Source organism: Pseudomonas sp. SH10-3B, assembly GCF_019891415.1.
Classification (GTDB): Bacteria; Pseudomonadota; Gammaproteobacteria; order Pseudomonadales; family Pseudomonadaceae; genus Aquipseudomonas.
The window spans coordinates 18,933-43,389 of sequence record NZ_JAFLXD010000022.1 but is presented as its reverse complement, the minus strand read 5'-3'; the positions used below and the strand labels follow the sequence as shown (position 1 = coordinate 43,389).

Annotated in this window: 19 protein-coding genes and 1 pseudogene; 14 read left to right on the top strand and 6 right to left on the bottom strand. The window is 60.2% G+C overall.

All coding sequences use genetic code 11. From position 1 onward, the window contains the following. The first annotated feature begins 49 nt into the window (after positions 1 to 49). From J1G35_RS17450 to J1G35_RS17440, 3 genes and pseudogenes are all read left to right on the top strand, one after another. Positions 50 to 1,831, top strand: a complete 1,782-nt coding sequence (locus J1G35_RS17450) for a DUF1302 domain-containing protein (RefSeq protein ID WP_223015554.1) — start codon at positions 50 to 52, stop codon at positions 1,829 to 1,831. Between the two features lie 26 nt (positions 1,832 to 1,857). Beyond that, complete coding sequence (locus J1G35_RS17445) at positions 1,858 to 3,216, top strand: DUF1329 domain-containing protein (protein ID WP_223015553.1); 1,359 nt, start codon at positions 1,858 to 1,860, stop codon at positions 3,214 to 3,216. A gap of 160 nt (positions 3,217 to 3,376) precedes the next feature. Further along, positions 3,377 to 5,876: pseudogene (locus J1G35_RS17440) on the top strand (LuxR C-terminal-related transcriptional regulator). Here J1G35_RS17440 and J1G35_RS17435 read toward each other — a convergent pair. Further along, positions 5,873 to 6,745 (bottom strand): AraC family transcriptional regulator, encoded by an 873-nt coding sequence (locus J1G35_RS17435; RefSeq protein WP_223015552.1) that lies wholly within the window; start codon positions 6,743 to 6,745, stop codon positions 5,873 to 5,875. The pseudogene J1G35_RS17440 and the gene J1G35_RS17435 sit on opposite strands and share 4 nt — an antisense overlap. A gap of 137 nt (positions 6,746 to 6,882) precedes the next feature. Between J1G35_RS17435 and J1G35_RS17430 the strand changes: the two genes are divergently transcribed. Further along, on the top strand, positions 6,883 to 7,794 hold the full coding sequence (locus J1G35_RS17430) for a DMT family transporter (protein ID WP_223015551.1): 912 nt from the start codon (positions 6,883 to 6,885) through the stop codon (positions 7,792 to 7,794). Positions 7,795 to 7,859: 65 nt separating this feature from the next. Here J1G35_RS17430 and norR read toward each other — a convergent pair whose 3' ends face one another. Then, complete coding sequence (gene norR / locus J1G35_RS17425; RefSeq protein ID WP_223015550.1) at positions 7,860 to 9,401, bottom strand: nitric oxide reductase transcriptional regulator NorR; 1,542 nt, start codon at positions 9,399 to 9,401, stop codon at positions 7,860 to 7,862. A gap of 147 nt (positions 9,402 to 9,548) precedes the next feature. On the opposite strand from norR, the gene hmpA reads away from it, so the two are divergent. The 8 genes from hmpA (at position 9,549) to queC (ending at position 17,812) form a co-directional block, all read left to right on the top strand. Then, positions 9,549 to 10,730, top strand: a complete 1,182-nt coding sequence (gene hmpA / locus J1G35_RS17420; protein WP_223015549.1) for an NO-inducible flavohemoprotein — start codon at positions 9,549 to 9,551, stop codon at positions 10,728 to 10,730. 148 nt (positions 10,731 to 10,878) lie between these two features. After that, on the top strand, positions 10,879 to 11,385 hold the full coding sequence (locus J1G35_RS17415) for a disulfide bond formation protein B (RefSeq protein WP_053132076.1): 507 nt from the start codon (positions 10,879 to 10,881) through the stop codon (positions 11,383 to 11,385). 790 nt (positions 11,386 to 12,175) lie between these two features. Next, complete coding sequence (cyoA, locus tag J1G35_RS17410; protein WP_053132079.1) at positions 12,176 to 13,117, top strand: ubiquinol oxidase subunit II; 942 nt, start codon at positions 12,176 to 12,178, stop codon at positions 13,115 to 13,117. A gap of 3 nt (positions 13,118 to 13,120) precedes the next feature. Further along, positions 13,121 to 15,139 carry a cytochrome o ubiquinol oxidase subunit I gene (cyoB, locus tag J1G35_RS17405; RefSeq protein WP_053132082.1) on the top strand — a complete coding sequence of 673 codons (2,019 nt, stop codon included), beginning with the start codon at positions 13,121 to 13,123 and terminating at the stop codon, positions 15,137 to 15,139. A gap of 3 nt (positions 15,140 to 15,142) precedes the next feature. Continuing rightward, complete coding sequence (locus J1G35_RS17400) at positions 15,143 to 15,769, top strand: cytochrome o ubiquinol oxidase subunit III (protein WP_053132085.1); 627 nt, start codon at positions 15,143 to 15,145, stop codon at positions 15,767 to 15,769. Further along, the gene (gene cyoD, locus J1G35_RS17395) at positions 15,769 to 16,110 is read left to right on the top strand and encodes a cytochrome o ubiquinol oxidase subunit IV (RefSeq protein WP_017734785.1); all 342 of its coding nucleotides are present in this window, start codon (positions 15,769 to 15,771) and stop codon (positions 16,108 to 16,110) included. The genes J1G35_RS17400 and cyoD overlap by 1 nt, the downstream gene beginning before the upstream one ends. Before the next feature lie 11 nt (positions 16,111 to 16,121). Further along, positions 16,122 to 17,009 carry a heme o synthase gene (gene cyoE / locus J1G35_RS17390; RefSeq protein WP_003176002.1) on the top strand — a complete coding sequence of 296 codons (888 nt, stop codon included), beginning with the start codon at positions 16,122 to 16,124 and terminating at the stop codon, positions 17,007 to 17,009. A 104-nt stretch (positions 17,010 to 17,113) separates the two neighbouring features. Then, positions 17,114 to 17,812 carry a 7-cyano-7-deazaguanine synthase QueC gene (gene queC, locus J1G35_RS17385; protein WP_223015548.1) on the top strand — a complete coding sequence of 233 codons (699 nt, stop codon included), beginning with the start codon at positions 17,114 to 17,116 and terminating at the stop codon, positions 17,810 to 17,812. A gap of 55 nt (positions 17,813 to 17,867) precedes the next feature. On the opposite strand, the gene J1G35_RS17380 is transcribed toward queC, so the two are convergent. Beyond that, on the bottom strand, positions 17,868 to 18,746 hold the full coding sequence (locus J1G35_RS17380; RefSeq protein WP_053132091.1) for a queuosine precursor transporter: 879 nt from the start codon (positions 18,744 to 18,746) through the stop codon (positions 17,868 to 17,870). Continuing rightward, positions 18,733 to 19,338: a helix-turn-helix transcriptional regulator gene (locus J1G35_RS17375; RefSeq protein WP_082340957.1), complete on the bottom strand. Its 606-nt coding sequence runs from the start codon at positions 19,336 to 19,338 to the stop codon at positions 18,733 to 18,735. Before J1G35_RS17375 ends, J1G35_RS17380 begins: the two co-directional genes overlap by 14 nt. A 304-nt stretch (positions 19,339 to 19,642) precedes the next feature. On the opposite strand from J1G35_RS17375, the gene J1G35_RS17370 reads away from it, so the two are divergent. Together J1G35_RS17370 and J1G35_RS17365 are read left to right on the top strand one after the other, a co-directional pair. Beyond that, positions 19,643 to 20,998, top strand: a complete 1,356-nt coding sequence (locus J1G35_RS17370) for a serine hydroxymethyltransferase (RefSeq protein WP_223015547.1) — start codon at positions 19,643 to 19,645, stop codon at positions 20,996 to 20,998. Positions 20,999 to 21,141: 143 nt separating this feature from the next. Then, a complete protein-coding gene (locus J1G35_RS17365) occupies positions 21,142 to 22,224 on the top strand; it encodes a pyridoxal phosphate-dependent aminotransferase (RefSeq protein ID WP_223015546.1) in 1,083 nt (360 codons plus the stop codon). A 48-nt stretch (positions 22,225 to 22,272) separates the two neighbouring features. Here J1G35_RS17365 and J1G35_RS17360 read toward each other — a convergent pair whose 3' ends face one another. Together J1G35_RS17360 and J1G35_RS17355 are read right to left on the bottom strand one after the other, a co-directional pair. Then, positions 22,273 to 22,989 (bottom strand): hypothetical protein, encoded by a 717-nt coding sequence (locus tag J1G35_RS17360; protein ID WP_223015545.1) that lies wholly within the window; start codon positions 22,987 to 22,989, stop codon positions 22,273 to 22,275. A 129-nt stretch (positions 22,990 to 23,118) separates the two neighbouring features. Next, positions 23,119 to 24,369 (bottom strand): aspartate aminotransferase family protein, encoded by a 1,251-nt coding sequence (locus J1G35_RS17355; RefSeq protein WP_223015544.1) that lies wholly within the window; start codon positions 24,367 to 24,369, stop codon positions 23,119 to 23,121. Positions 24,370 to 24,457 lie beyond the last annotated feature (88 nt).

Genomic DNA, 24,457 nt, shown 5'->3' with positions numbered 1-24,457 from the left:
CCTGCGCGGCAGTAGGGTGGGGCCTTCTGTCACTCACCGGGGAAGACGCATGACAAAAACAATAATGCGCGCCATCTTCACGCCACAGGCGCTGGCTGCTGCGGTTGCGTTGGGTTGCTGTGCCCAGGCACTGGCTGTTTCCTTCAACATTGGCGAGATCGAAGGGCAATTCGACTCTTCGCTGTCGGTCGGCTCCAGCTGGGGTATGCGTGATGCCGATAAAAAACTCGTGGGCACCGTCAATGGCGGCACGGGGCAGGCTTCCACGGGGGATGACGGGCGGCTGAATTTCAAGAAGGGCGAGACCTTCTCGAAAATCTTCAAGGGCCTGCACGACCTTGAACTCAAGTACGGCGATACCGGTGTGTTCGTGCGCGGCAAGTATTGGTACGACTTCGAACTCAAGGATGAAGACCGCGAGTTCAAGCAGATCAGCGACCACAACCGCAAGGAAGGCGCCAAATCCAGCGGCGCGCAGATCCTCGATGCGTTCGTCTATCACAACTACTCCCTGGGCGACCTGCCGGGCACCGTGCGCGCCGGTAAGCAGGTGGTCAGTTGGGGCGAAAGTACCTTCATCGGCAACTCCATCAACAGCATCAACCCCATCGACGTGTCGGCGTTCCGGCGTCCTGGCGCCGAGATCAAGGAAGGTCTGATCCCGGTGAATATGCTGTTTGCCTCCCAGAGCCTGACCAACCAACTGACCGTGGAAGGCTTCTACCAGTTGGAGTGGGACCAGACGGTGTTGGACAACTGCGGCACGTTCTTTGGCGGTGACGTGGCGGCGGATGGTTGCACCGGTAACTACACAGTGGGTAACCCGGCAATCGCGCCGTTGCAACCGATCGCAGCGGCACGCGGCCAAGGCTTTGTAGTGACCCGCGAAGGCGTGGTGGTGCAACGCGCTGGTGATCGTGATGCGCGGGATTCCGGCCAATTTGGCGCTGCCTTGCGCTGGCTGGGTGATGACACGGAGTACGGCCTGTACTTCATGAACTACCACAGCCGCACGCCGACCGTAGGCACGATTACCGCCAACACCAATCTGGCGACTATCGGTGGTATTGCGGCGGCGGCCCCGGCGGGCTTTGGTTCGGCCCTGGCCCAGAGCACCATGCTCGGCCGTGGCCAGTACTACCTCGACTACCCGGAAGACATCCGCCTGTTCGGCGCCAGCTTCTCCACCACTTTGCCCACCGGCACGGCGTGGACCGGGGAAATCAGCTACCGGCCCAATGCCCCGGTGCAGTTGAATACCACCGACCTGACATTGGCCTTGCTCAACCCAATCGCCGGCCAATTGGCCTCGCCCATCCGCAGCAATTTCGGCAGCGACAACAAAGGTTATCGCCGCAAGGAAATCACCCAGATCCAAAGCACCATGACCCAGTTCTTCGACCAAATCCTCGGCGCCGAACGCCTGACGCTGGTGGGCGAAGCGGCCGTGGTGCACGTGGCTGGCCTGGAAGACAAATCCAAGCTGCGTTATGGCCGTGACTCTGTGTATGGCGCCTACGGTTTCCAGGGTGACACCGACGGCTTCGTTACCTCCACCTCCTGGGGCTACCGCGCGCGGGCGATCCTTGACTACAACAACGCAATTTTCGGGGTGAACCTCAAGCCCAACCTGTCCTGGTCCCATGACGTCGCCGGCTACGGCCCCAACGGGATCTTCAACAAAGGCGCCAAGGCCCTCAGCGTCGGCGTGGATGCGGACTACCGCAGCACCTACACCGCCAGCCTCAGCTACACCGACTTCTTTGGCGGCGACTACAACACCCTGACCGACCGCGACTTCCTCGCCCTCAGCTTCGGCGTGAACTTCTGATTTGGCTTAAAGAAGGACAAGAACCTATGCGTAAGACAATTGCAGTGTTGGCCCTCAGCCTGTTGGCCTCCCACGTGATGGCGGCGGTGTCGCCGGAAGAGGCGGCCAAGCTGGGCGCCACCCTGACTCCGGTCGGCGCCGAAAAGGCCGGCAACGCCGATGGCTCGATCCCGGCCTGGACCGGCGGCATCCCGAAAAACGCCGGCGCGGTGGACAGCAAGGGCTTCCTCGCCGACCCGTTCGCCAGTGAAAAACCGCTGTTCGTGATCACCGCGGCCACCGTCGACAAGTACAAAGACAAACTCTCCGACGGCCAGGTGGCGATGTTCAAGCGCTACCCCGAGACCTACAAGATCCCGGTCTACCCGAGCCACCGTACGGTCAACCTGCCACCGGACATCTACGAGTCGATCAAGCGCAGCGCGCTGAACGTCAAGGCGATCAACGACGGTAACGGCCTGGAAAACTTCACCGGTAACCGTTACTACGCGTTCCCGATTCCCAAGAATGGCGTGGAAGTGCTGTGGAACCACATCACCCGTTACCACGGCGGCAACCTGCGCCGCATCATCACCCAGGCCACCCCGCAGACCAATGGCAGCTACACGCCGATCCGCTTCGAGGAAGAAGTGGCAGTGCCGCAGGCGATTCCCGATATCGACCAGGCCAAGGCGGCCAACGTGTTGAGCTATTTCAAGCAATCGGTCACCGCCCCGGCGCGCCTGGCGGGCAACGTGCTGCTGGTGCACGAGACCCTCGACCAAGTGAAGGAGCCGCGTCTGGCCTGGATCTACAACGCCGGCCAGCGCCGCGTACGCCGCGCGCCGCAAGTGTCCTATGACGGCCCGGGCACCGCGTCCGACGGCCTGCGCACCACCGACAACTTCGACATGTTCTCCGGCGCCCCCGACCGCTACGACTGGAAGCTGGTGGGTAAGAAAGAGATGTACATCCCCTACAACAGCTACAAGCTCGATTCACCGTCGCTCAAATACGACGACATCATCAAGGCCGGTCACATCAACCAGGACCTGACCCGTTACGAACTGCACCGCGTGTGGGAAGTGGTCGGCACGGTCAAACCAAGCGAGCGGCACATCTACGCCAAGCGCCACATGTACATCGACGAAGACAGCTGGCAAGTCGCGCTGGTGGATCACTACGACGGCCGCGGCCAACTGTGGCGCGTCGCCGAAGGCCATGCGCAGTTCTACTACGATCACCAGGTGCCGGCCTACACCGTCGAGACCCTGTACGACATCATCGCCGGACGCTACATCGCACTGGGCATGAAGAACGAGGAGAAGAGCAGCTTCGTGTTCGGCTTCGCGGCCAAGGCAGCGGACTACACCCCAGCAGCCTTGAGGGCTGAAGGCGTACGCTGATCCCGGATCGAAGCGGGGTCAAAATGTGGGAGGGGGCTTGCCCCCTCACACTTCTGTGCATGGCCTTCAATCACCCCGCTGAATACTTCTTCAACAACCCCCCGCCATAGGACTAGGGTACGCATCAGGTTGCATAACAATAAAAAAGCAGGATGCAGCAATGACTGCCATGACACGCTGCCTGGACCGTCCTGGATTCATGCCCCGGCTGTCCGCTCACCATCTGCTGCGCCCACGCCTGGCCGAGCCGTTGCTGGCGGCCCAGGCCAGGGTCAAATTACTCTGCGCGCCCGGTGGCAGCGGCAAGAGCGCGTTGCTCGCCGAGTGTGCGTTGCAGGCGCCTGCCGGTTGCCAGGTGTACTGGTTGCCGCTCAATGGCGCGGCCCTCAGCCCCCTCGACCTGTGCCTGCGGCTGGCGCAAAACCTGGGCCTGACGTTTACCGACGAAACCACCTTGTTGCTCGACCTCAGCCGCTGGCAGGCCTCGGCGTGGCTGTTCCTCGATGATTTTTGCCGCTCGCCGGCACCCGACACCGATGCCTTGCTCGACCGCCTGCTCACGGCCAGTAGCCCGGCCCTGACCTGGTGGCTGGGGGCGCGACGTCGCCCGGCCTGCAACTGGCCGCGGCTGCTGCTCGACGATGAGTTGCTTGAATGTGGCGCCGAACTGGCCTTCAACCCTGCGGAAATCCAGCAACTGCTCAGCCATGGGCCGGGGCATTCGGTCGACAGCGTGCTGCAGTTCAGCGCCGGCTGGTGTGCCGGTGTGCGCATCGCCTTGCTGGGCGATGGGCACCCCGACAAGACCTTGCTCGACTACTTGCAACACGAGCTGTTCAGCACACTGTCGCCGGAACTGGCGGAGGCCTGGCGCGTACTGGCTCATCTGCCGCGCTTCAACGCCGGCCTGTGCGAGCACTTGTTCGGCGCGGGGGAGGGGGCCCAGTACCTGAAGGATTTGCAGGTGCTCGGCGCCTTTATCCAACCGTGGGAAGACACCGACTGGCTGCAGGTTTTTCCGCCCCTGGCGCACCTGATGCAGGACGAACCCTGGCCGGCCAAACGCTCTTGGCATCGACGCACCTGCCAATGGTTCTGCGCCGAACAGGACTGGCAGGCTGCCTTCGAACAGGCGCTGCTGGCCGAAGAATATGAAATGGCGGTGAGCCTGTTGCAGCACTTCAGCTTCGAGGATCTGTTCCGACAGCAGAACGCCGTTTTGCTATTGCGCCTGCATGAGCAGCACGGCGATGAGTTGATGCTCGGCTCGGCGCAACTGGTGGGGTTGGTGACGGCGGCGTTGCTGTTTGCCGGGCGCTTCGAACAGGCGGCCGCGTGCATCGATCAGCTTGCGCGGTTTGCCCCGCAACCGACGGCGGCGCAACAGCGGTATTTATTGGCGCGCTGGCAGGCGCAATGGGGCTGGTTGCTGCACCTGGGCGGCGATGCCGAAGGCGCACGCCTGCATTTTCTTGAGGCCCTGCACGCGTTGCCCGACAGCGCCTGGACCTCGCGGCTGATGTGCCTGTCTGGGCTGACCCAGCAAGCCTTTGCGCGGCGAACTGGACGTGGCCCAAGGCCTGAACCGCGAAGCGCTGTGCCTGGCGCGCGCCCAGGGTTCGTTGCTGCTGGAGGCCTTGCTTGAACTGGATCACGCGCAATTACTGGAACAGCGCGGCGCGCCGTATCGGGCCCAGAGTCTGCTGGAAAATGTGCAGGGCATATTGCTTGGACAACGGCTCAAGGCCGGACCGCTGGTGGGGCGCATCGCCTTGCGGCGCGGGCATCTGGCGTTGCGCCAGGGTCAAGACAACGTGGCGGCTGAATGTTTCGAAACCGGGCTGAAGATGTGCCTGCACAGCCAGGACAAGCGCGTGCTCTACGGCTTTCTCGGCCTGGCCCTGCTGGCCGCCAACCGTGGCGATTACGCCCAGGCCTTTATCCAGTTGCGTGAGGCCGAGCGGCTGATGCAGCAACGCCAGGTCCCGGACACGGTGTACCGCGCGGTGCTGCTGTTGGTCAGCGGGCATTTCTGGTTACAGCAGGGGCGCGCCGAATTGACCGTGGAGGCAGTGCGTCGCGTGCTGCGCCATTTTCGTGGGCCCCAGGGCAAGCAGGCGCCGCCGGCGACCCTGGAACTGATCCCGCGTCTTGAATACCTGTTGGTGTTGGCGGAGGTGAAACTGGGCTGCGCCGAGCAACCCGTGGCCCGGCTCACTGCGCTGCTGGAAACCACCCACCAGCGCGGCATGCTCTGCCTGGAAACCGAACTGCATCTGGTACTGGGCGAAGTCGCCTGGCAGTTGGGTGATCCGGCGTTGGCGCGCCGCTCGCTGCAAGCCGGTCTGGAACTGGCCGGGCGTTGCCAGGTGCAACAGGCGATTCGCGAACTGCGCCTGCGTGCGCCGGGATTGCTGAGTGAGCTGGGCCTGGAGCCTCAGGCATCAATCCCCGGCACGGTGGAAAACCCCTTGAGCCAGCGCGAACTGGAAGTGCTGCAACTGATCGCCCTCGGCAGCTCTAACCTGGAGATCGCCGATCGCCTGTTTATCTCCCTGCACACCGTCAAGACCCACGCGCGGCGCATTCACAGCAAGCTCGGCGTAGAGCGGCGCACCCAGGCGGTGGCCAAGGCCAAGACCTTGGGTTTGATGGTTTAGATAAAGGCCTGACGGTATTCGCCGGGCGTGGCGCCCATGGCCTGGCGGAAGCGATGGGTGAAGTGGCTGGCGCTGGAAAAACCGCACAGCAAGGCAATCTCGCCCAACGGCAGGACGCCGCCACGCAGCAGGTTTTGCGCGCGGGTCAGCCGGCGCGCCAGCAGGTACTGATGGGGCGGCAGGCCGAAGCTCTGGCGAAACATCCGGGCGAAATGGTATTCGGACAGCGCGCACAATCCAGCCAGTTGCCCAAGGCTGATGGGGTCTTCCAAGTGCTGGTCGATGTAGTCCACCAGTAACCGTCGTCGGTAGGCGGCCAGCCCGCCTTTTAAACGCAAGCCTTCGCGGGCGCCCACCTGGCTGAGCAGGGTGTGACTGAGCATTTCATGGGCGAGGCTGCTGGTGAGCAGGCGTTCGGCGGGCTCGTGCCAGTTGAGGGCGATCAACTGGTGGAAGCGTCGGGCCAGGCGCTCGTCTTCCAGGAAGGTACTTTCCCGCAGTTCCAGGGTGCGCGGTTCGCGGTCAAGCAGGGTGACGCAGCCCAGGGCAAATTGCTCTGGGCTGAAATACACATGGGCCAGGCGAATCTCACCGTTGATCACCCAGGCCGATTGGTGCTCGGCAGGCAGGATGCACAGCTTGTCGGGGCCGCCCTTGGTGCCCGGCTGGTCCCGCCGAAACGTGCCGGTGCCGCCGCCGACATAGCAGGACAAGGTGTGATGGCTGGGCGCCTGGTAGTCCTGGGAATCGTGATGGTTGCTCCACAAGGCCGCAGACAAACCGTCACCGAGCTCGGCGCAGGCTTCCAGGCGTGCGTTGGGCGAGCGGTTAAGGGCTTGGAAGACTTGCAGGGATTCCAGGTCTGACATGGGTGTGTTCTCCGACGCCTTGCATCCTACTCCGCGCGGTTGGCGCTGTGATCCCATCGCCCGACAAAAGCGCAAGAATGTGCAAGAGCCTTGCACGGGTTGAAGGCGACACTGTGGCTCAATCGATGGAGCCCGCTATGAACCTTTCCCTGTACTTACTCACTGTGCTGATCTGGGGCACCACCTGGATCGCCCTCAAATGGCAACTGGGCGTGGTGGCGATTCCGGTGTCCATCGTCTACCGCTTCGGCTTGGCGGCGCTGGTGTTGTTTGCGTTGTTACTGGTCAGTCGCAAGTTGCAGGTGATGAACCGGCGCGGGCACCTCATCTGCCTGGCCCAGGGGCTGTGTCTGTTTTGCGTCAACTTCATGTGCTTTCTCACCGCCAGCCAGTGGATCCCCAGCGGCCTGGTGGCGGTGGTGTTTTCCACGGCCACGCTGTGGAACGCGCTGAACGCCCGAGTATTTTTCGGCCAGCGGGTGGCGCGCAATGTGTTGATGGGCGGTGGCCTGGGCTTGGCCGGCTTAGGCTTGCTGTTCTGGCCGGAGCTGGTCGGGCATACCGCCAGCCCGCAGACCTTGCTGGGTTTGGGGTTGGCGTTGTTGGGGACGATGTGTTTCTCGGCGGGCAATATGTTGTCGAGTCTGCAGCAGAAGGCCGGCCTGAGGCCGCTGACCACGAATGCCTGGGGCATGTTGTACGGATCCTTGATGCTGGCGACCTACTGTCTGGTGCGCGGGATTCCGTTTGAGATGGACTGGAGCGCACGTTACATCGGTGCGCTGTGGTACCTGGTGATTCCGGGGTCGGTGATTGGGTTTACCGCTTACCTGACGTTGGTAGGGCGCATGGGGCCGGAGCGTGCGGCGTATTGCACGGTGCTGTTCCCGGTGGTCGCGCTGAATGTGTCGGCGTTTGCCGAAGGTTACCAGTGGACCGCACCGGCGCTGGCTGGGTTGGTGCTGGTGATGCTGGGGAATGTGTTGGTGTTTCGTAAGCCCAAGGTGGCTCAGCCGGTGAATCCGATCCTTCAGGCAAAGCAGGTCTAGCGTGGGAGGGGGCAAGCCCCCTCCCACATTTCCTGCATTTCTTACATTTGACCGAGTTGCCTGGTTTATTTGAGCCCTAAACGCTTGGCCATCCGGCCTAGGTTGGCGCGGTCCAGGCCCAGTTCGCGGGCGGCGCTGGCCCAGTTGTGCTGGTGGCGTTCCAGGCAGGCGTTGATGACTTGGCGCTGGTAGTGCTCGGTGGCCTGGCGCAGGTCGCCGGTGACGGGCGTTATCTGTGCGTGTTCTTCGATCATCGGCGCGCTGACATCAGGTAAATCCAGGTCCTGGGCGCTCAAGCTCAGAATTTTCGGGCGTTCGCGACAGTTACCCAGTGCCTTCAACGCACTGCGCCCGATCAAATGTTCCAGCTCCCGCACATTGCCCGGCCAGTTATAGGCCAGCAGCGCCGCCTGGGCATCGCCGGTCAGGCGCAGGCTGCCCAAGCCCATGCGTGAGCGGTTCTGCTCCAGGAAGAAGCCGGCCAGCAGCAACACATTACGCCCGCGCTCGCGCAGGGCCGGCACTTGCAGCGGGTACACGCTCAGCCGGTGATAGAAGTCGGCGCGGTAGCGGCCGTTGCGTACCTCATCGGCGAGGTCGCGGTTGGTGGCGGCGATCAGGCGCACATCCACCTGGTGTTCCTTGTCTGAACCCAGGCGCTGCAACTGGCCGCTTTGCAGCACCCGCAGCAACTTGGCCTGCACGCTCAGGGACAGCTCGCCCACTTCGTCCAGGAACAACGTGCCGCCATTCGCCAGCTCGAACTTGCCGCGCCGCTCATTCAGCGCGCCCGTAAAGGCGCCGCGCACATGGCCGAACAACTCGCTTTCCACCAGGGTTTCCGGCAGGGCGGCGCAGTTGAGGCTGATCAGCGGTTTGTCCGCCCGCGACGACGCCGCGTGAATAGCCTGGGCCACCAGTTCCTTGCCGACCCCGGTTTCGCCGGTGATCAGCACCGTGAGGTCACTGCCACCCACCAGCTTGATTTCCTCCACCAGGCGCTTGTGGGTTTTACTCTGGCCGATCATTTCCTTGTGCTGCTGGCCGCTGGCCTGGCGATAGATTTCGGCGCGCTGGTGCTCGTCTTCGGCGCGCAGGGCCAGGCGTTCGATGCGTTCGGCGACGTTGACAGTGGCTGCGGCGAGGCTGGCGAAGGCTTGCAGGGCGTCCAACTCCACCCGTTCGAAGCGCTCGGTGTCCAGCGCGTCCAGGGTCAACAGGCCCCAGGGCTGGTCGTCGATAAACAGCGGGCAGCCCATGCAGTCGTGCACTTGCAGATGACCGTGCAAGCCATCGACCAGGCCGTCGTAGGGATCGGGCAATTCGCTGTCACTGTCAAAGCGTGTAGGCCCGGGACTGCTGAGCAGCACGGCGAAGCGCGGGTGTTCGCTGACCTTGAAGCGGCGGCCCAGAGTGTCTGCACTCAGGCCATCCACCGCCAGTGGTACCAGCGATTCGCCGTCCAGGCGCAACAGTGCGGCCGCATCACACGGCAACAGGGCGCGCATGGCGTGCAGCAGGCGCCGATAGCGTTCGCCTTCGGGCAGTTCCCGTGACAGGTCGGCGACCAGCGGCAGCAGGGTGGTGAGCAGCGTGTGTGCAGTCATAATGACTCCTTGTAGTCCTTATGACTATAGAGTGTAGGAGGTCATACTGACTACATATTATTCAAGCCATTGAATTAAAAGGATTTATTAGTTGGCATGAATGCTGAGTAGCTAAGGGTAATCAGTAAAGAAGCCCAGGAGGCTCCCATGCTTAGTGCCCAAGACCGTGCCATCGTCAAATCCACCGTGCCCCTGCTGGAAAGCGGCGGTGAAGCGCTGATCACCCATTTCTACCGCATGATGCTCTCCGAGTACCCTGAGGTCCGCCCGCTGTTCAACCAGGCCCACCAGGCCAGCGGTGACCAGCCCCGTGCCCTGGCTAATGGCGTATTGATGTACGCGCGGCATATCGACCAGCTCGACCAACTGGGCGACTTGGTGGCGAAGATCATCAACAAGCACGTGGCCCTGCAGATCCTGCCGGAGCATTACCCGATTGTGGGCGCTTGCCTGCTGCGGGCGATTTCCGAGGTGCTGGGCAGCGAGATCGCCACCCCTGAGGTGATGAATGCCTGGGGCGCCGCGTACGGCCAACTGGCGGATATCCTGATTGGGGCCGAGGCGGCCATCTACGCAGAGAAAGCCCAGGCCCCGGGCGGCTGGCGCGGTGCGCGGACGTTTACCGTGGTCAAGCGTGTTGAGGAGAGCGCCGAGATCACCTCTTTCTATTTCGCGCCGGTGGACAACGGGGCGATCCTCGCTGCCGCGCCGGGCCAGTACATCGGCATGAGGCTGGTACTCGACGGTGAGGAAGTGCGCCGCAACTATTCACTGTCGGCGTTGAGTGATGCGGGTGAGTACCGCATCAGCGTCAAGCGCGAAGCCGGTGGGCGGGTCTCCAACTACCTGCATGACCAGTTGCAGGTCGGGGCGACGATTGACCTGTTTCCGCCGTCGGGCGAGTTCACCCTGGCGGCCAGCGATAAGCCGCTGGTGCTGATCAGCGGCGGGGTAGGGATCACCCCGACCTTGCCGATGCTGGAAGCGGCACTGGCCACCGGGCGTCCGGTGCACTTTATCCACTGCGCGCGTAATGGCGGGGTGCATGCGTTCCGCGATTGGGTGGATGCACTGGCGGCCAAGCACCCGCAGCTCAAGCGCTTCTATTGCTATGCCGAGGACGACGGCGTGAGCCCGGCGGCGGATAAAGTCGGCCTGCTGAGCCAGGAGCAATTGGCGGCGTGGTTGCCGCAGCAGCGTGACCTGGACGCGTACTTCCTCGGCCCCAAAGGTTTCATGGCGGCGATCAAGCGCCACCTCAAGGCCCTCGGTGTACCGGAAAAACAAAGCCGCTACGAATTCTTCGGCCCGGCTGCGGCGTTGGAGTAACACGGTCAAAAATGTAGGAGGGGCAAGCCCCTCCCACATTTTGATCTCTGTTCCTCCCGATTAATCCCCTGTTAACCCCTCTCTGTTTAAACCACTCTCTGTGTGTAAACTTGCGGCCATTGGCACAACCAAACAAAGGGATACGGGGATGAGTGACGAATTGCGTTTAGGCAGGGAGCGGCGCTTTCTGGTGTTGCTGGGCATCATCTGCCTGGCGCTGATCGGTGGTGCGTTGTACATGCAGGTGGTGTTGGGCGAGGCGCCTTGCCCGTTGTGCATCCTGCAACGCTACGCCTTGCTGTTGATTGCGATCTTCGCGTTCATCGGTGCGGCGATGCGTACCAAGGGCGCCATCACGCTGTTCGAAGGCCTGGTGGTACTCAGCGCCCTCGGCGGGGTGGCTGCGGCCGGTCACCATGTGTACACCCAGTTCTTCCCACAGGTGAGCTGCGGCGTCGATGTGCTGCAACCCATCGTCGACGACCTGCCCCTGGCCAAGGTCTTCCCGCTGGGCTTCCAGGTCGATGGCTTCTGCAGCACGCCGTACCCGCCGGTGCTCGGCCTGTCGCTGGCGCAATGGGCGCTGGTGGCGTTCGTGTTGACGGTCATCCTGGTGCCCCTGGGCATCTACCGTAATCGCCAGCGCAAGGCCTGAACCCTTCGGCAAAACGCCCCGGTCTTTCTTCAAGGGAGGCCGGGGCGTTTTGCATGTAGGGTTTTGTGAACGGAGCGTGACGCCGGACAATTTTGGGTGCGCGCAGTGTGCGACATGTTGTCACACGGACGCCGCCGCAGGACGTTTCTGAGCGGCCAAACCCGCGCTTAAATTTGCAAAAAACCTCCAAGATGTGCTGTCAGTTCGTGGTTTGGGCGACGCCACGTACCTCACGCCGTACAAGCCTTTGAGTGATGTCCCAATGCCTTGTTTTCTGGGGGGTTGGTTAGGTTTTGCATGCCCTTACAGGGCGTAAGGGCTGTGGCGGTTTGTCCTATAACACGGCAATTTTTGTGGTTTTTGTTGAGAATCCAACGCGATAAGATCGCGAACCATTGCAATATTGGTGAAGGATTATTGCTGTAATCGATAAAAATTATTTCTTTATAAGACATGGTTTATACATCGCTAGCTAACTACAATCGCCCGCACTGAATGTCCGGTGCTGTTCAATATTTGAGCACTGGAGCGGTCGAGGGGCAGATGGATGGCTCTGTGCGACCCCAAGGTTCCGGCAGCCTTTCAACTATCCGCACCAAATGGAATTGGTCTGTAACAAGGCCTTTAACCACGAAATCGAATAAGAACTCACCGCAGGTCCGTGAAACGCTCCGTATGGCGTGCCGGGCAGGCTCTTATTCAATCGAAGAGAAATGCCAACCCTTGGCAGGGTGAAGTGTTGGCGATCAAAACCCAACTGCATTGCGCAAGCTGCTTTAGAGGTCGTGAGATGAGTAAAAACAGGTACCCCCGATTACTAGGCTTTTTGCCGCTGCTTGGCATGATGTTAATGCTGGGAGGCTGCAAGTGGACCTTGATGGACCCGAAAGGACAGATCGGTCTGGATCAACGAAACCTGATCATCACTGCCACCCTGCTGATGCTGTTGGTCGTGGTGCCTGTGATCATCATGACCTTTGCCTTCGCCTGGAAATACCGCGCGTCGAACACCAGCGCGACCTACGCGCCTAAGTGGTCGCACTCCACCAAGATCGAAATCGCGGTGTGGCTGGTCCCGATCCTCATCATCATCGCCCTGGGTTACATCACCTATAAGTCGACCCACGAGCTGGACCCGTACCGTCCGCTGGAGTCCGACGTCAAGCCGATCAACATCGAAGTGGTCGCGCTGGATTGGAAGTGGCTGTTCATCTACCCGGACCTGGGTATCGCCACGGTTAACCAGATTCGCTTCCCTGAGAACACCCCGCTTAACTTCCGGATCACCTCCGACGCTGTGATGAACTCGTTCTTCATCCCTGCCCTGGGCGGTCAGATCTACGCGATGGCAGGCATGCAGACCCGACTGCACCTGATCGCCAACGAAAAAGCTGAAATGGAAGGCATCTCCGCGAACTACAGCGGCGCTGGCTTCACCGGCATGAAATTCAAAGCGATCTCGACGAGCCAGGAAGATTTCAACGCCTGGGTAGCCGAAGTCAAGGCCGCACCTAAACAGCTTGATCAAGCTGAATACGACGCCCTGACCAAACCAAGCCAGAACAACCCAGTCGCTCTGTACTCCACGTATGAGCCGAACCTGTTTCAGAAAATCGTCGACAAGTACGAAGGTATGAAGCCAGGCAAGCCGGTCAAGCACGAGAAGAAAGAAGTGGCCGCGGTTGAAGGTTCTGACACGGGCTCGCATTCAACTGCTGGGGCAGAGGAGTAAACGATGTTTGGTAAATTAAGTTGGGATGCGGTCCCGTTCCACGAGCCGATTGTGATGATTACCATCGCCATGATCGCGCTGGGTGGTCTGGCACTGTTTGCAGCAATCACTTATTTCAAGAAGTGGACCTACCTGTGGACCGAGTGGCTGACGTCGGTCGACCACAAGAAAATCGGTGTCATGTACGTCATCGTTGCCATGGTCATGCTGCTGCGTGGTTTTGCCGACGCCATCATGATGCGTACCCAGCTGGCCATGGCCACCGAGGGTTCGCCTGGCTACCTGCCGCCTGAACACTATGACCAGATCTTCACCGCCCACGGTGTGATCATGATCATCTTCATGGCGATGCCTTTCTTCACCGGCCTGATGAACCTTGCCTTGCCGCTGCAGATTGGTGCGCGTGACGTTGCCTACCCGTTCCTGAACTCCCTGAGCTTCTGGCTGCTGGTTTCCGGCGTGGTGCTGATCAACGTATCCCTGGGCGTCGGCGAATTCGCCAAGACCGGTTGGGTTGCGTATCCGCCATTGTCGGGTATCCAGTACAGCCCTGGCGTGGGTGTGGACTACTACATCTGGGCGCTACAGTTATCAGGACTCGGGACGACGCTGACGGGGGTCAACTTCCTGGCCACCGTGCTGAAAATGCGCGCCCCTGGCATGAAACTGATGGACATGCCGATCTTCACCTGGACCTGCACCTGGGCCAACGTCCTGATCGTGGCTTCGTTCCCGATCCTGGCCGCGACCATGGCGCTGCTGTCGCTTGACCGTTACCTGGATTTCCACATTTTCACCAATGAACTTGGTGGCAATCCAATGATGTACGTGAACCTGTTCTGGGCATGGGGTCACCCTGAGGTGTACATCCTGATCCTGCCAGCGTTCGGTATCTTCTCCGAAGTGATCTCGACCTTTACCGGCAAGCGCCTGTTCGGTCACCACTCGATGGTCTACGCCTCCGGCGCGATCTCGGTGCTGGGCTTCATGGTTTGGCTGCACCACTTCTTCACCATGGGTTCGGGGGCCAGCGTCAACGCCTTCTTCGGCCTGGCGACAATGCTGATTTCCATCCCGACGGGGGTGAAGCTATTCAACTGGCTGTTCACCATCTACCACGGCCGTCTGCGCATCACCAGCCAGGTTCTGTGGACCCTGGGCTTCATGGTGACCTTCGCCATCGGCGGCATGACCGGCGTACTGCTGGCCATCCCAGGTGCTGACTTCGTCCTGCACAACAGCCTGTTCGTGATCGCTCACTTCCACAACGTGATCATCGGTGGTGCTGTATTCGGCTACATCGCTGGTTTCAGCTTCTACTTCCCGAAAGCGTTCGGCTTCAAGCTGCACGAAGGTTGGGGCAAGGCTGCATTCTGGTTCTGGATCTCGGGCTTCTTCGTCGCGTTCATGCCGCTCTATGCACTGGGCTTCATGGGCATGACCCGTCGTCTGAACGCCACCACCAACCCTGAGTGGGTGCCGTACCTGTACGTCGCCATGTTCGGTGCAATCATGATCGCTGTGGGTATTGCCTGCCAGTTGATCCAACTGTACGTGAGCATCCGTGACCGTAAGCAGAACGCTTGCGACTCCGGCGACCCATGGAATGGCCACACCCTGGAATGGTCGACCTCGTCGCCACCGCCGTTCTACAACTTCGCCGTGATCCCTACTGCGAACACCATTGATGCGTTCACCGAAGCCAAGGAAGACGGTACTGCGTACCAGAAGCCTAAGCACTACGAACCGATCCACATGCCAAACAACACCGCCACTGGCGTGGTGATGGGTGCGCTGTTGACCGTGTTCGGTTTCGCGATGATCTGGCACATCTGGTGGCTGGCGATCGTGGGCCTGGTAGGCACCATCGGTTACTTCATCGTCCACGCTGCACGTGATGATCAAGGCTACATGGTGCCGGTCGAAACGATCGAACGCATCGAAGCCGAGCAGCACGCTCGCCTGGTCGCCGAGAAGAAAATCCCGGCCAACCGTGTAGAAACCTCGTTGGAACAGGCTTAAACCATGTCGAACTTAGTGACCAATGCTGGACACGCCCATGTCGATGACCATGGGCACGATGACCATCACCACGACTCCGGGCCAATAACCGTCTTCGGTTTCTGGCTCTACCTGATGACCGACTGCATTCTGTTTGCGTCGATCTTCGCGGTGTACGCGGTACTGGTAAACAACGTAGCGGGTGGCCCGTCGGGCCACGACATCTTCGAACTGCCTTACGTGCTCGGCGAAACCGCCTTGCTGTTGTTCAGTTCGATCACCTACGGCTTCGCCATGTTGGCCTTCTACAAGGGCAACAAGAAAGGCGTGCTGACCTGGCTGGGTATGACCTTCCTGTTCGGCCTGGGCTTCATCGGCATGGAGATCAACGAGTTCCACCTGCTGATCTCCGAAGGCTACGGCCCGCACCGTTCCGGTTTCCTGTCGGCGTTCTTCACGCTGGTCGGCACCCACGGTCTGCACGTAACTGCCGGCCTGCTGTGGATGGCGGTGATGATGTATCAGGTCAATAAACACGGCCTGACCAACACCAACAAGACTCGCCTGACTTGCCTGAGCCTGTTCTGGCACTTCCTGGACGTGGTCTGGATCTGCGTCTTCACCGTTGTTTACCTGATGGGGACTCTGTAATGGCTAATGCACACTCCCATGACCATGACAGCCATGATTCGAGCCACGGCAGCGTTAAGTCGTACGCCATCGGCTTCATCCTGTCGGTAATCCTGACGCTCATCCCGTTCGGTCTGGTGATGTACCCGACCCTGCCGAAGTCGATCACCTTGATGATCGTGCTGGCGTTCGCGGTGATTCAGGTTCTGGTTCACCTGGTGTACTTCCTGCACCTGGATCGTTCTAAAGAGCAGCGCGATAACGTGATTGCGTTCGTGTTCGCAGGATTAGTAATCCTGCTGCTGGTTGGCCTGTCGATATGGATCATGTTCAGCATCCATACGTTCATGATGGCGAAGTGAGGTAAGACCCGATGTCGCTTAAGCACTTTATCCAAATCACCAAACCGGGGATCATTTTCGGTAACGTGCTTTCTGTGGCGGGCGGTTTCTTCCTGGCCTCCAAGGGACATGTCGATCTGGCCATCTTCCTGGCTGCGATGATCGGCACGTCCCTGGTGGTAGCTTCCGGTTGTGTCTTCAACAACTGCATCGACCGTGACATCGATATCAAGATGGAGCGCACCAAGAATCGCGTGCTGGTCCAGGGGCTTATTTCCCTGAAACTGGCGCTGATCTTCGCGACCGTCCTGGGTGTTGCCGGTGTGGTCTTGTTGTACAAGGTGGCCAACCCGCTGGCGGCGTTGTTTGCCGTGATCGGTTTTGTCATCTACGTCGGCCTCTACAGCCTGTACCTCAAGCGCAAGTCGGTTCACGGCACGCTGGTGGGCAGTCTGTCGGGGGCGATGCCGCCGGTGATTGGTTATGTGGCTGTGACCAATAGCTTCGACATGGCTGCGCTGGTGCTGCTGGTGATGTTCAGCCTGTGGCAGATGCCGCATTCCTACGCCATCGCGATCTTCCGCTTCAACGACTACCTGGCGGCTTCGATTCCGGTCCTTCCGGTCAAGCGTGGCATCCAGGTCGCCAAGAAGCACATCCTGCTCTACATCCTGGCCTTCCTTGTGGCGACCTTGATGTTGACCTTCAGTGGCTACGCCGGCATGAGCTACCTTGCCGTCGCCGCCGCCATGGGCATGTACTGGTTGTACATGGCCTGGACCGGCTACAAGGCGGTGGATGACACCGTCTGGGCGCGCAAGCTGTTCGTGTTCTCGATCTTCACCATCACCGCGCTCAGCGTGATGATGTCCCTGGATTTCCAAGTACCGAAAGAGCTGTTGCTGACCTACGCACACTGAGTGTCCGAGTAGTCAAAAGGCCCCGCCTTCGAAAGAAGCGCGGGGTTTTTTATTGAGTGACCTTTAAACTATGACCAAACCCAACCCATGCAGGAAGCAAAGTGATGAGTAAAAAAGCCGTTATGGTGTTCAGTGGCGGTCAGGATTCGACGACCTGCCTGATCCAGGCGCTGCCGCTGTATGACGAAGTGCACTGCATCACCTTCGATTACGGTCAGCGCCATGTGGCGGAAATCGAAGTCGCCCAGCAGCTTGCCAAGCAACTCGGGGCCACCGTTCACAAAGTGATGGACGTGTCCTTGCTCAACGAACTGGCGATCAGCAGCCTGACCCGCGACAACATCCCGGTGCCGACCGTGAACAGCTCGGGGGAAAGCCTGCCGAGCACCTTTGTGCCGGGCCGCAATATTCTGTTTTTAACCCTGGCGGCCATCTACGCGTATCAGGTCAAGGCCGAGACGGTCATCACCGGCGTGTGTGAAACCGACTTCTCCGGCTACCCCGATTGCCGCGATGAATTCGTCAAGGCCCTGAACCAGGCGCTCAAGCTGGGCATGGAATACGACGTACGCCTGGAAACCCCGCTGATGTGGCTGAACAAGGCTGAGACCTGGGCACTGGCGGATTACCACCAGCAACTGGACCTGGTCCGCGAGCAGACATTGACCTGCTACAACGGCATTATCGGTACCGGCTGTGGCCAGTGTGATGCCTGCAACCTGCGGGCACGCGGCTTGAATGAGTACCTGCAGAACAAGGCAACGGTCATGCAGAGCCTGAAGCAGAAGTTACAGCTGAACTAACCCCCCCACTGCGCAGCTATCGAGCCTCGGCAAGGCTCGATAGCTGCTACGCAAATCAGGCAGTGGCGTTGGTCAGGTAGCGCTTGAACAACGAGCGCGCACCGTAGGCCGGCAGGATATTGAAGAACGCAAAGCCGACTTTGATCGCGATCTGTACGTAGATCATGCTCAGGATGTCGCTGGTCTGCATGGCGCCGTAGAACGCGATGAAGCAGAACAGGAAGCTGTCGATAATCACCGCGAAGAACGTACTGAGGAATATGCGCAGGTACAGGTATTTGGAATTGGTCAGCTCTTTGATCTTGCACAGCAAATACGAGTTGATGTTTTCCGAGACCAGAAACGACACCGAAGAGGCGATCAACACCGACGACACCTGGACGATCACGTCGTTGTAAGGTCCGTCGAGTTTCCAACCCGGCAGGCCGGGGAGAAAGGTCGAGCCGTACAGCAGGATGATGATCATCGCGTTGCTGGCAAAGGCAAACAGAATGGCCTTTCTGGCGAGTCTCAAACCGAAGTTTTCGTTGAGCAGGTCTACGATCAAAAAGGTCAGCGGATACAGGAAAGTGCCGGGCGTGACGATGATGTCGAGCGACTCGATGTAGATCGGTTTGGTCGCGGCGATGCTGGTGAAAATATAAAAAGTGAACAGCAGCAGGTTCAGGATGATGTAGATCATCCATGAATTTTCATTACGATCATTGAGGTCGTATGCGGTCACCGCGCCGCCTTGGGAATAGAACTTCTTGTACAGGTTTTTAACTTCCATTTTATTTAAGTTGTCCATGATTTCGCTGTTGATGACTTCGCTCAACTTGACCCGGATGATCTTGCCCGTGGCGATGATCATGATCACGGCCAGGCTCTTGTCATTTTCGAACCCAAGCAGTTTGTACTTGCTGTTTTCGATCTCGCTTTCATACGTGGTCATTGAAGCGCTCCTCAATGATGTCGCCCAGTACACACAGGCGTTCTGAGTTGACGCAGGCCTCACGGCTGATCAACAGCGCCTGAGTGACCCTGTCGAACACCAGCTTTTCCTTGGTGTCGCTCGATGAACCCTTCTGGATGATCAACAGGTCACCGGGTTCGTTCACACCCGCGATGGGATGCTCCAACCGCACGCCGATCAGGTTATGGGACGTGCCGAAGTAGTACGTGAGCGGGAAGAGGGTGGCCAGTTCGCCAATGCGCTTGTCGAGGTGCTGCATGACCTGGCTTTGCTTGAGCACAGGCACTGCCGCCGGGTTCATGTTGCCTTGGGGCGAGACACTGCTCTCGATGATTTCCTTGGCTTCAAAATCGATGGTCTCGATTTCTTCGTAGGACACGCCGAAGAAATCTGAAATCTTGCGCAGGGTCGACTGTTGAACGTTGACGACCTTGCCTTCGAGGATGTTGTAGATGGTGGTACGCGTCAGGCCGGCGGCGTTGCACAACGACAGTTGAGTCTCGCCGCGGCTCTTGATCAGGTACTTGATGTTGCTCTTCAAATGTTCGGTTTTTTCTCGTCTGTGCATCACGTGCTCACCACTTCCTTTTAGTAAAAACCGTTGATCTTTGAAGACGGGCCGCCGGCTGTTTCAGCGATGAAGTGCCCATCCAGGGCGTTCAGGCTTCGCGGCGGGCGCAAGTGTTGCACGCGTGCGCCTCAAGAATAAAGCCCCGGATGCTCGGCATGACCCGAGGGCAAGGCAAATGGCCATGCGCTCGACAAAGGGGGACAAAAGCGAACATTTAATTTGGAAAATGTTTAATTTCCTGTTTAATTGGGCGCCACGGTTCAGGACGGACCGACACGTAGTGACCAAGGAAGGGACATTGCCCATGGCAGTCAATACCGTACACCTGCAGGATCAGGCTGACCTGTTGCGCCGAGGCATGGCGGAGCTGCATGCCGAAGACCTGGAGCTGGCGATGCTGCTGGACGCAGAAGTGGCGCGCCAACACCGCACGCTGTCATTGGTCGCGTCCTCCTGTGCGGTCAAGCCCCGCACCCTGGTGGCCTCCGCGTCTGCACTGGTCAATATCACCGCCGAGGGCGCGCCTGGCCGACGCCATCGGGCGGGCTGCGAGAATGTCGACCTGGTCGAGTCGCTGGCTATCCGCAGGGCGCGTGAACTGTTCGATGCCCACTACGCCGGCGTGCAGTCGCACTCGGCTTCCAACGCCAACGCCCAAGTGCTGTCCGCCTTGCTTGAACCGGGGGATACCTTGCTGGGCATGGCCCACGATCACGGTGGGCACCTGACCCATGGCAGCCCCGCTGTATTTACCGGTGCCTACTACAAGGCCATCCGCTACGGCACGACCGCCGAGGGCCTGATCGATTACGAGCAGGTGCGCAGCCTGGCGCTTGCCCATCGTCCGCGCATCATCATCTGCGGGGCATCGGCTTATTCACGGGTGGTGGATTTCGAGCGGTTTCGTGCCATTGCCGATGAGGCCGGTGCGATCCTGCTCGCCGACATTTCTCATATTGCGGGGCTGGTCGTGACGGGGCGGCACCCGAGCCCGATCAACGCCGCGCACGTCACCACTACCTGTACCCACAAGCAGCTCGGTGGACCGCGCGGTGGCCTGATCCTGTCTGGCCGCGACGCCCATACCAAGGTGCCGGGCTTGAGGGCGACCTTCAGCCGTGTGCTGGATCAAGCCGTTTTCCCACGCATGCAGGGCGCGCCGGCGGTCAATATGATCGCCGCCAAAGCGGCAGCGCTGGGCTACGCGATGACGCCGGCGTTCGACGCGTGCATGGGGCGGATTCGCACCCTGGCCGATGAAGTCGCCAGTGCGTTTCAGGCCCATGACTATGAAGTGGTCGGCGGGCGCAGTGAAAACCACACCGTGCTGATTCGCTTGCGCGGCGGCATGACCGGTGCCATCGCCGAGTCGGCGCTGGAGAGCTGCGGTATCGTGGTGAATAAAAACCGCATACCGGGGGAGACGCGTTCGTCTGCGGTTGCCAGTGGCTTGTGTATCGGCACGGGCTCCATGGCGCAACGCGATGTGGATACCGATGGTTGTCGGCACATCGTCGATCTGGTGTGCCGGGTACTCGACAGTGTCACCCCGCTGGGGGAGCACGAATACCGGCTTGAACCACTCCTGCAGCAACAATTGCGCTTAGAACTTGAGGCCTTGTGCGCGAAATACCCTATCGCTGACTACGGGGGACATTGAAACCCGCGCCGAAAAAAAGCCCCGTCTTCGCAAGCAGTACGGGGCTTTTTCATAGGGCTCGGTTAAATCCTTCGGGCCTTGTCTCGTCATACCCTTCTATACGAGTTGTGCGAATCCATCCCCGCCTACAAGGAGTAGTCACCATGGTCAGCGTTAGTCGTCGATCCCTTCTCGCCCTGGGTGCCGCCCTGCCTTTGCTTGGACGCCTGGATTGGGCGGTCGCCGCACCTGCGCCGACCAAGACTGACAAGGTGCTGCTCAACTACAACGAAAGCCCTTACGGGCCTTCGACGGCGGCCCGCGAAGCAATGCAGCGCGGCATCGCGACAGCCGGGCGATATCCGTACAAACACATGTACGCCTTGGCCGGCTTGTTTGCCCAGCAGCACGGGATTGCCGAAGAGCAGGTGGCGGTGTTCGCCGGCTCCATGGCCGCGCTGCGCTACGCGGTGCTGGCGTTTACCAGTGAAACCCGCAGCCTGGTGATGGCCACACCCTCCTACGAAGTACCCCGCCAGGCGGCCGAATCACGCAAGGCACCGGTGCACGAAGTGGATCTCAATGCCGAGCATGCCCACGACATCCCGGCCATGCTCGCTGCCGATCCCCAGGCCGGCATGCTCTACCTGTGCAACCCCAACAATCCCACCGGCACCCTGACCCCAACCGACGCCATCCGTCAGGCGCTGGCGAACAAACCCAAGGGCAGCGTGCTGGTGGTGGACGAGGCCTACATCGACTTCGCCGACACCCCAAGCGTGGTGAGCTGGGTCAAGGACCATGACGACCTGCTGGTCTTGCGCACCTTCTCGAAGATCTACGGCATGGCCGGCGCCCGCCTGGGCCTGGCGATCGGCCACCCGGCACTGCTGGAAAGGCTGGCGGTGTTCGGCGGTGAAAATGTCCCGGCGGGTTCCTCCTTGCTCGGCGGTCTCGCCAGCCTGGAGGATGTGAAGCTGCTGCCACAACGCAAGGCCCTCAATGCCCAGTTGCGCGATGAAACAATCACCTGGCTCAAGGACCGTGGCTTCACCTGCACGGCCTCCCAGGCCAACTGCTTCATGATCAATGTGAAGCAACCGGCCGAGCAGGTCATCGAGAAACTTGCCACGCACGGCGTGCTGATCGGACGGGTGTGGAAAAACTGGCCGCAGTGGGTGCGCGTGACGGTGGGGAGCAAGCGGGAGATGGAGCGGTTTCGCGAGGTGTTTGCGGCGACGGTCTAGCGCCGATGTGGGAGGGGCCTTCTGCCTCCCACATTCAGTTCAGTGGTGTCACTGCTGCGCGATGCTGTAACCCTCAAACGCCGTCTGCTGTTGCAGCGCAGTAATCACGCTCTTGCGGCTCAGCGGCTGCTCGACGCCGGCGTTATCCACAAAGCTTTCAACCTCCAGCTCGGCTTCATCACCTTCGCCTACAAAGCTGAAACCCAGGAACTCAAACGCCTCACGGTCGACGTTCAGCCGCGAGCGTGGCGTGCGCAGCGGCAGGGTCACGCTGATGCCGTCCTTGCTGATCACAAACACTTCGGCTTCTTTCTTGGGACGAGCCGCCTTGCCTTTGCCGGCGCTTGGGTTGCTGATGGCCTGGTGAGACTGGTTCAGCACCTTGAGGGCCAGCCCGTAGACCAGCTCCTGAAACTCCGGATCATCCTTGAAGCTCGACAGGATACGGCTGATGGAGAATTTGCTGCTCAGGTCTTCAAGGGCGATGTTGTCAGCGGCTTCGGCGTCCTTGAGCTGCTTGAGCTGGCCCATCAGGTCGTAGGCCTTGTCGTCGTCGAAGCTGTCGTGGGCCTGGCGGATGGCGACGCGCAGTTCGCGGATCTGGTCGCTTTCCTTGGAGGTGTGAAAGGCGTCCAGCACCATCTCGCTGATGATCTTGGCGGCTGGCACATGCTGTGAAAGATTGATGGCGTTTTCGTATTCAGCTTTGGCGTGCAAGGCGACTACGGATTCTTCGGCGGCTTGTTCGGTGTAAGAATCGGACATTGAAATTTCACTACTTCAGTAAACGGGGGACAAAAAGCGTCGCGCATTTTCAGCGGGGAGGGAGGTCAGGTCAAGGCAGCACAATGCCCTTATCGTGGAGCACGGCTGCCGAACGGCGCAGGCGGGGGGTTAAACCAACTGCTTGAGGCACGCCTGGAGAATATCCAGCCCTTCTTCCAGCACCGCAGGCTCAATGGTCAGCGGTGCCAACAGGCGGATGATGTGCCGCGACTTGCCGCTGGGCATCAACAGCAACCCGGCGTCTCGCGCCAGGCTCAGCAATTGGGTCAGTTGCTGGGGCGCCGGCGTGCCATCGGCGCTGGCCAGTTCGATGCCGCGCATGGCACCGACGCCGGTCAGGCGGCCCAGGTACGGCGACAGGTGCTGTGAGCGCCAGGCTTCATAGCGGCCGACGATCGCTTCTTCCTGCTGCGATCCCCAGGCCTGCACATGTTCATCGGTCATTGCATCGAGGGTGGCCAGCGCCGCTGCGCAGGCGATGGGGTTGCCGGAGTACGTCCCGCCCAACCCGCCTTTGGGCAGGTTGTCCATCAACGCCTTGCGTCCGACCACCGCGCCCAACGGCATGCCGCCCGCAATGCTTTTGCCCAGCAGGATCAGGTCAGGTTCGATGCCCAGGCGTGAGAAGGCGAAACGCTGGCCGGTGCGACCGAAGCCGGATTGGATTTCATCGGCAATCAGCAGGATGTTTTTCTCATCGCACAAGCGTCGCAACGCCTGGGCAAACTCGACATCCAGGGCGAGGAAACCTGCTTCACCTTGCACCGGCTCGATGATGAAACAGGCGACGTCATTGACGTCGATTTCCACGCTGAACAAGCGGTCCATGGCCTTCAGGGCTTCGGCGCAGCTCACGCCGTTATCGGCGCTGGGGTAGGGCAGGTGATACACCGGGCCGGGCAGTCCGCCGATCTTTTGTTTGTAGGGGGCCACCTTGCCATTGAGGTTGAGGGTGGCCAGGGTGCGGCCGTGGAAGGCACCGTCAAAGGCGATCACCGCCGTGCGGCCAGTGGCGCCGCGGACGATCTTCAAGGCGTTTTCTGCGGCTTCTGCGCCGCTGTTGGTGAGCATGCCGCTGACGGGGTAGTCCACCGGGATAAACCCGGTCAGGCGCTCCATCAGTTCGATGTAGGGCGTGTGTGGCGCGGCGTTGAACGCATAGTGGGTCAACTTCGTTGCTTGTTCACGGATGGCCGCCACCACGCCCGGGTGGCAATGGCCAAGGTTGAGCACGCCGATCCCGCCGACAAAGTCGATATAGCGTTTGCCCGTGGTGTCCCAGACCTCGGCATTCCTGCCATGGCTGAGGCTGATGGGATGAACGATGGATATCGACTGGCTGATGGTTTCGCGGCTCATGAACGTCGGACTCGGCAGTGGCGGGCGTCTTTTATCTAAGCCGTGTGCCAGGCACTGCCGCAAACGAAATAAAATCGCCGGGTCATTC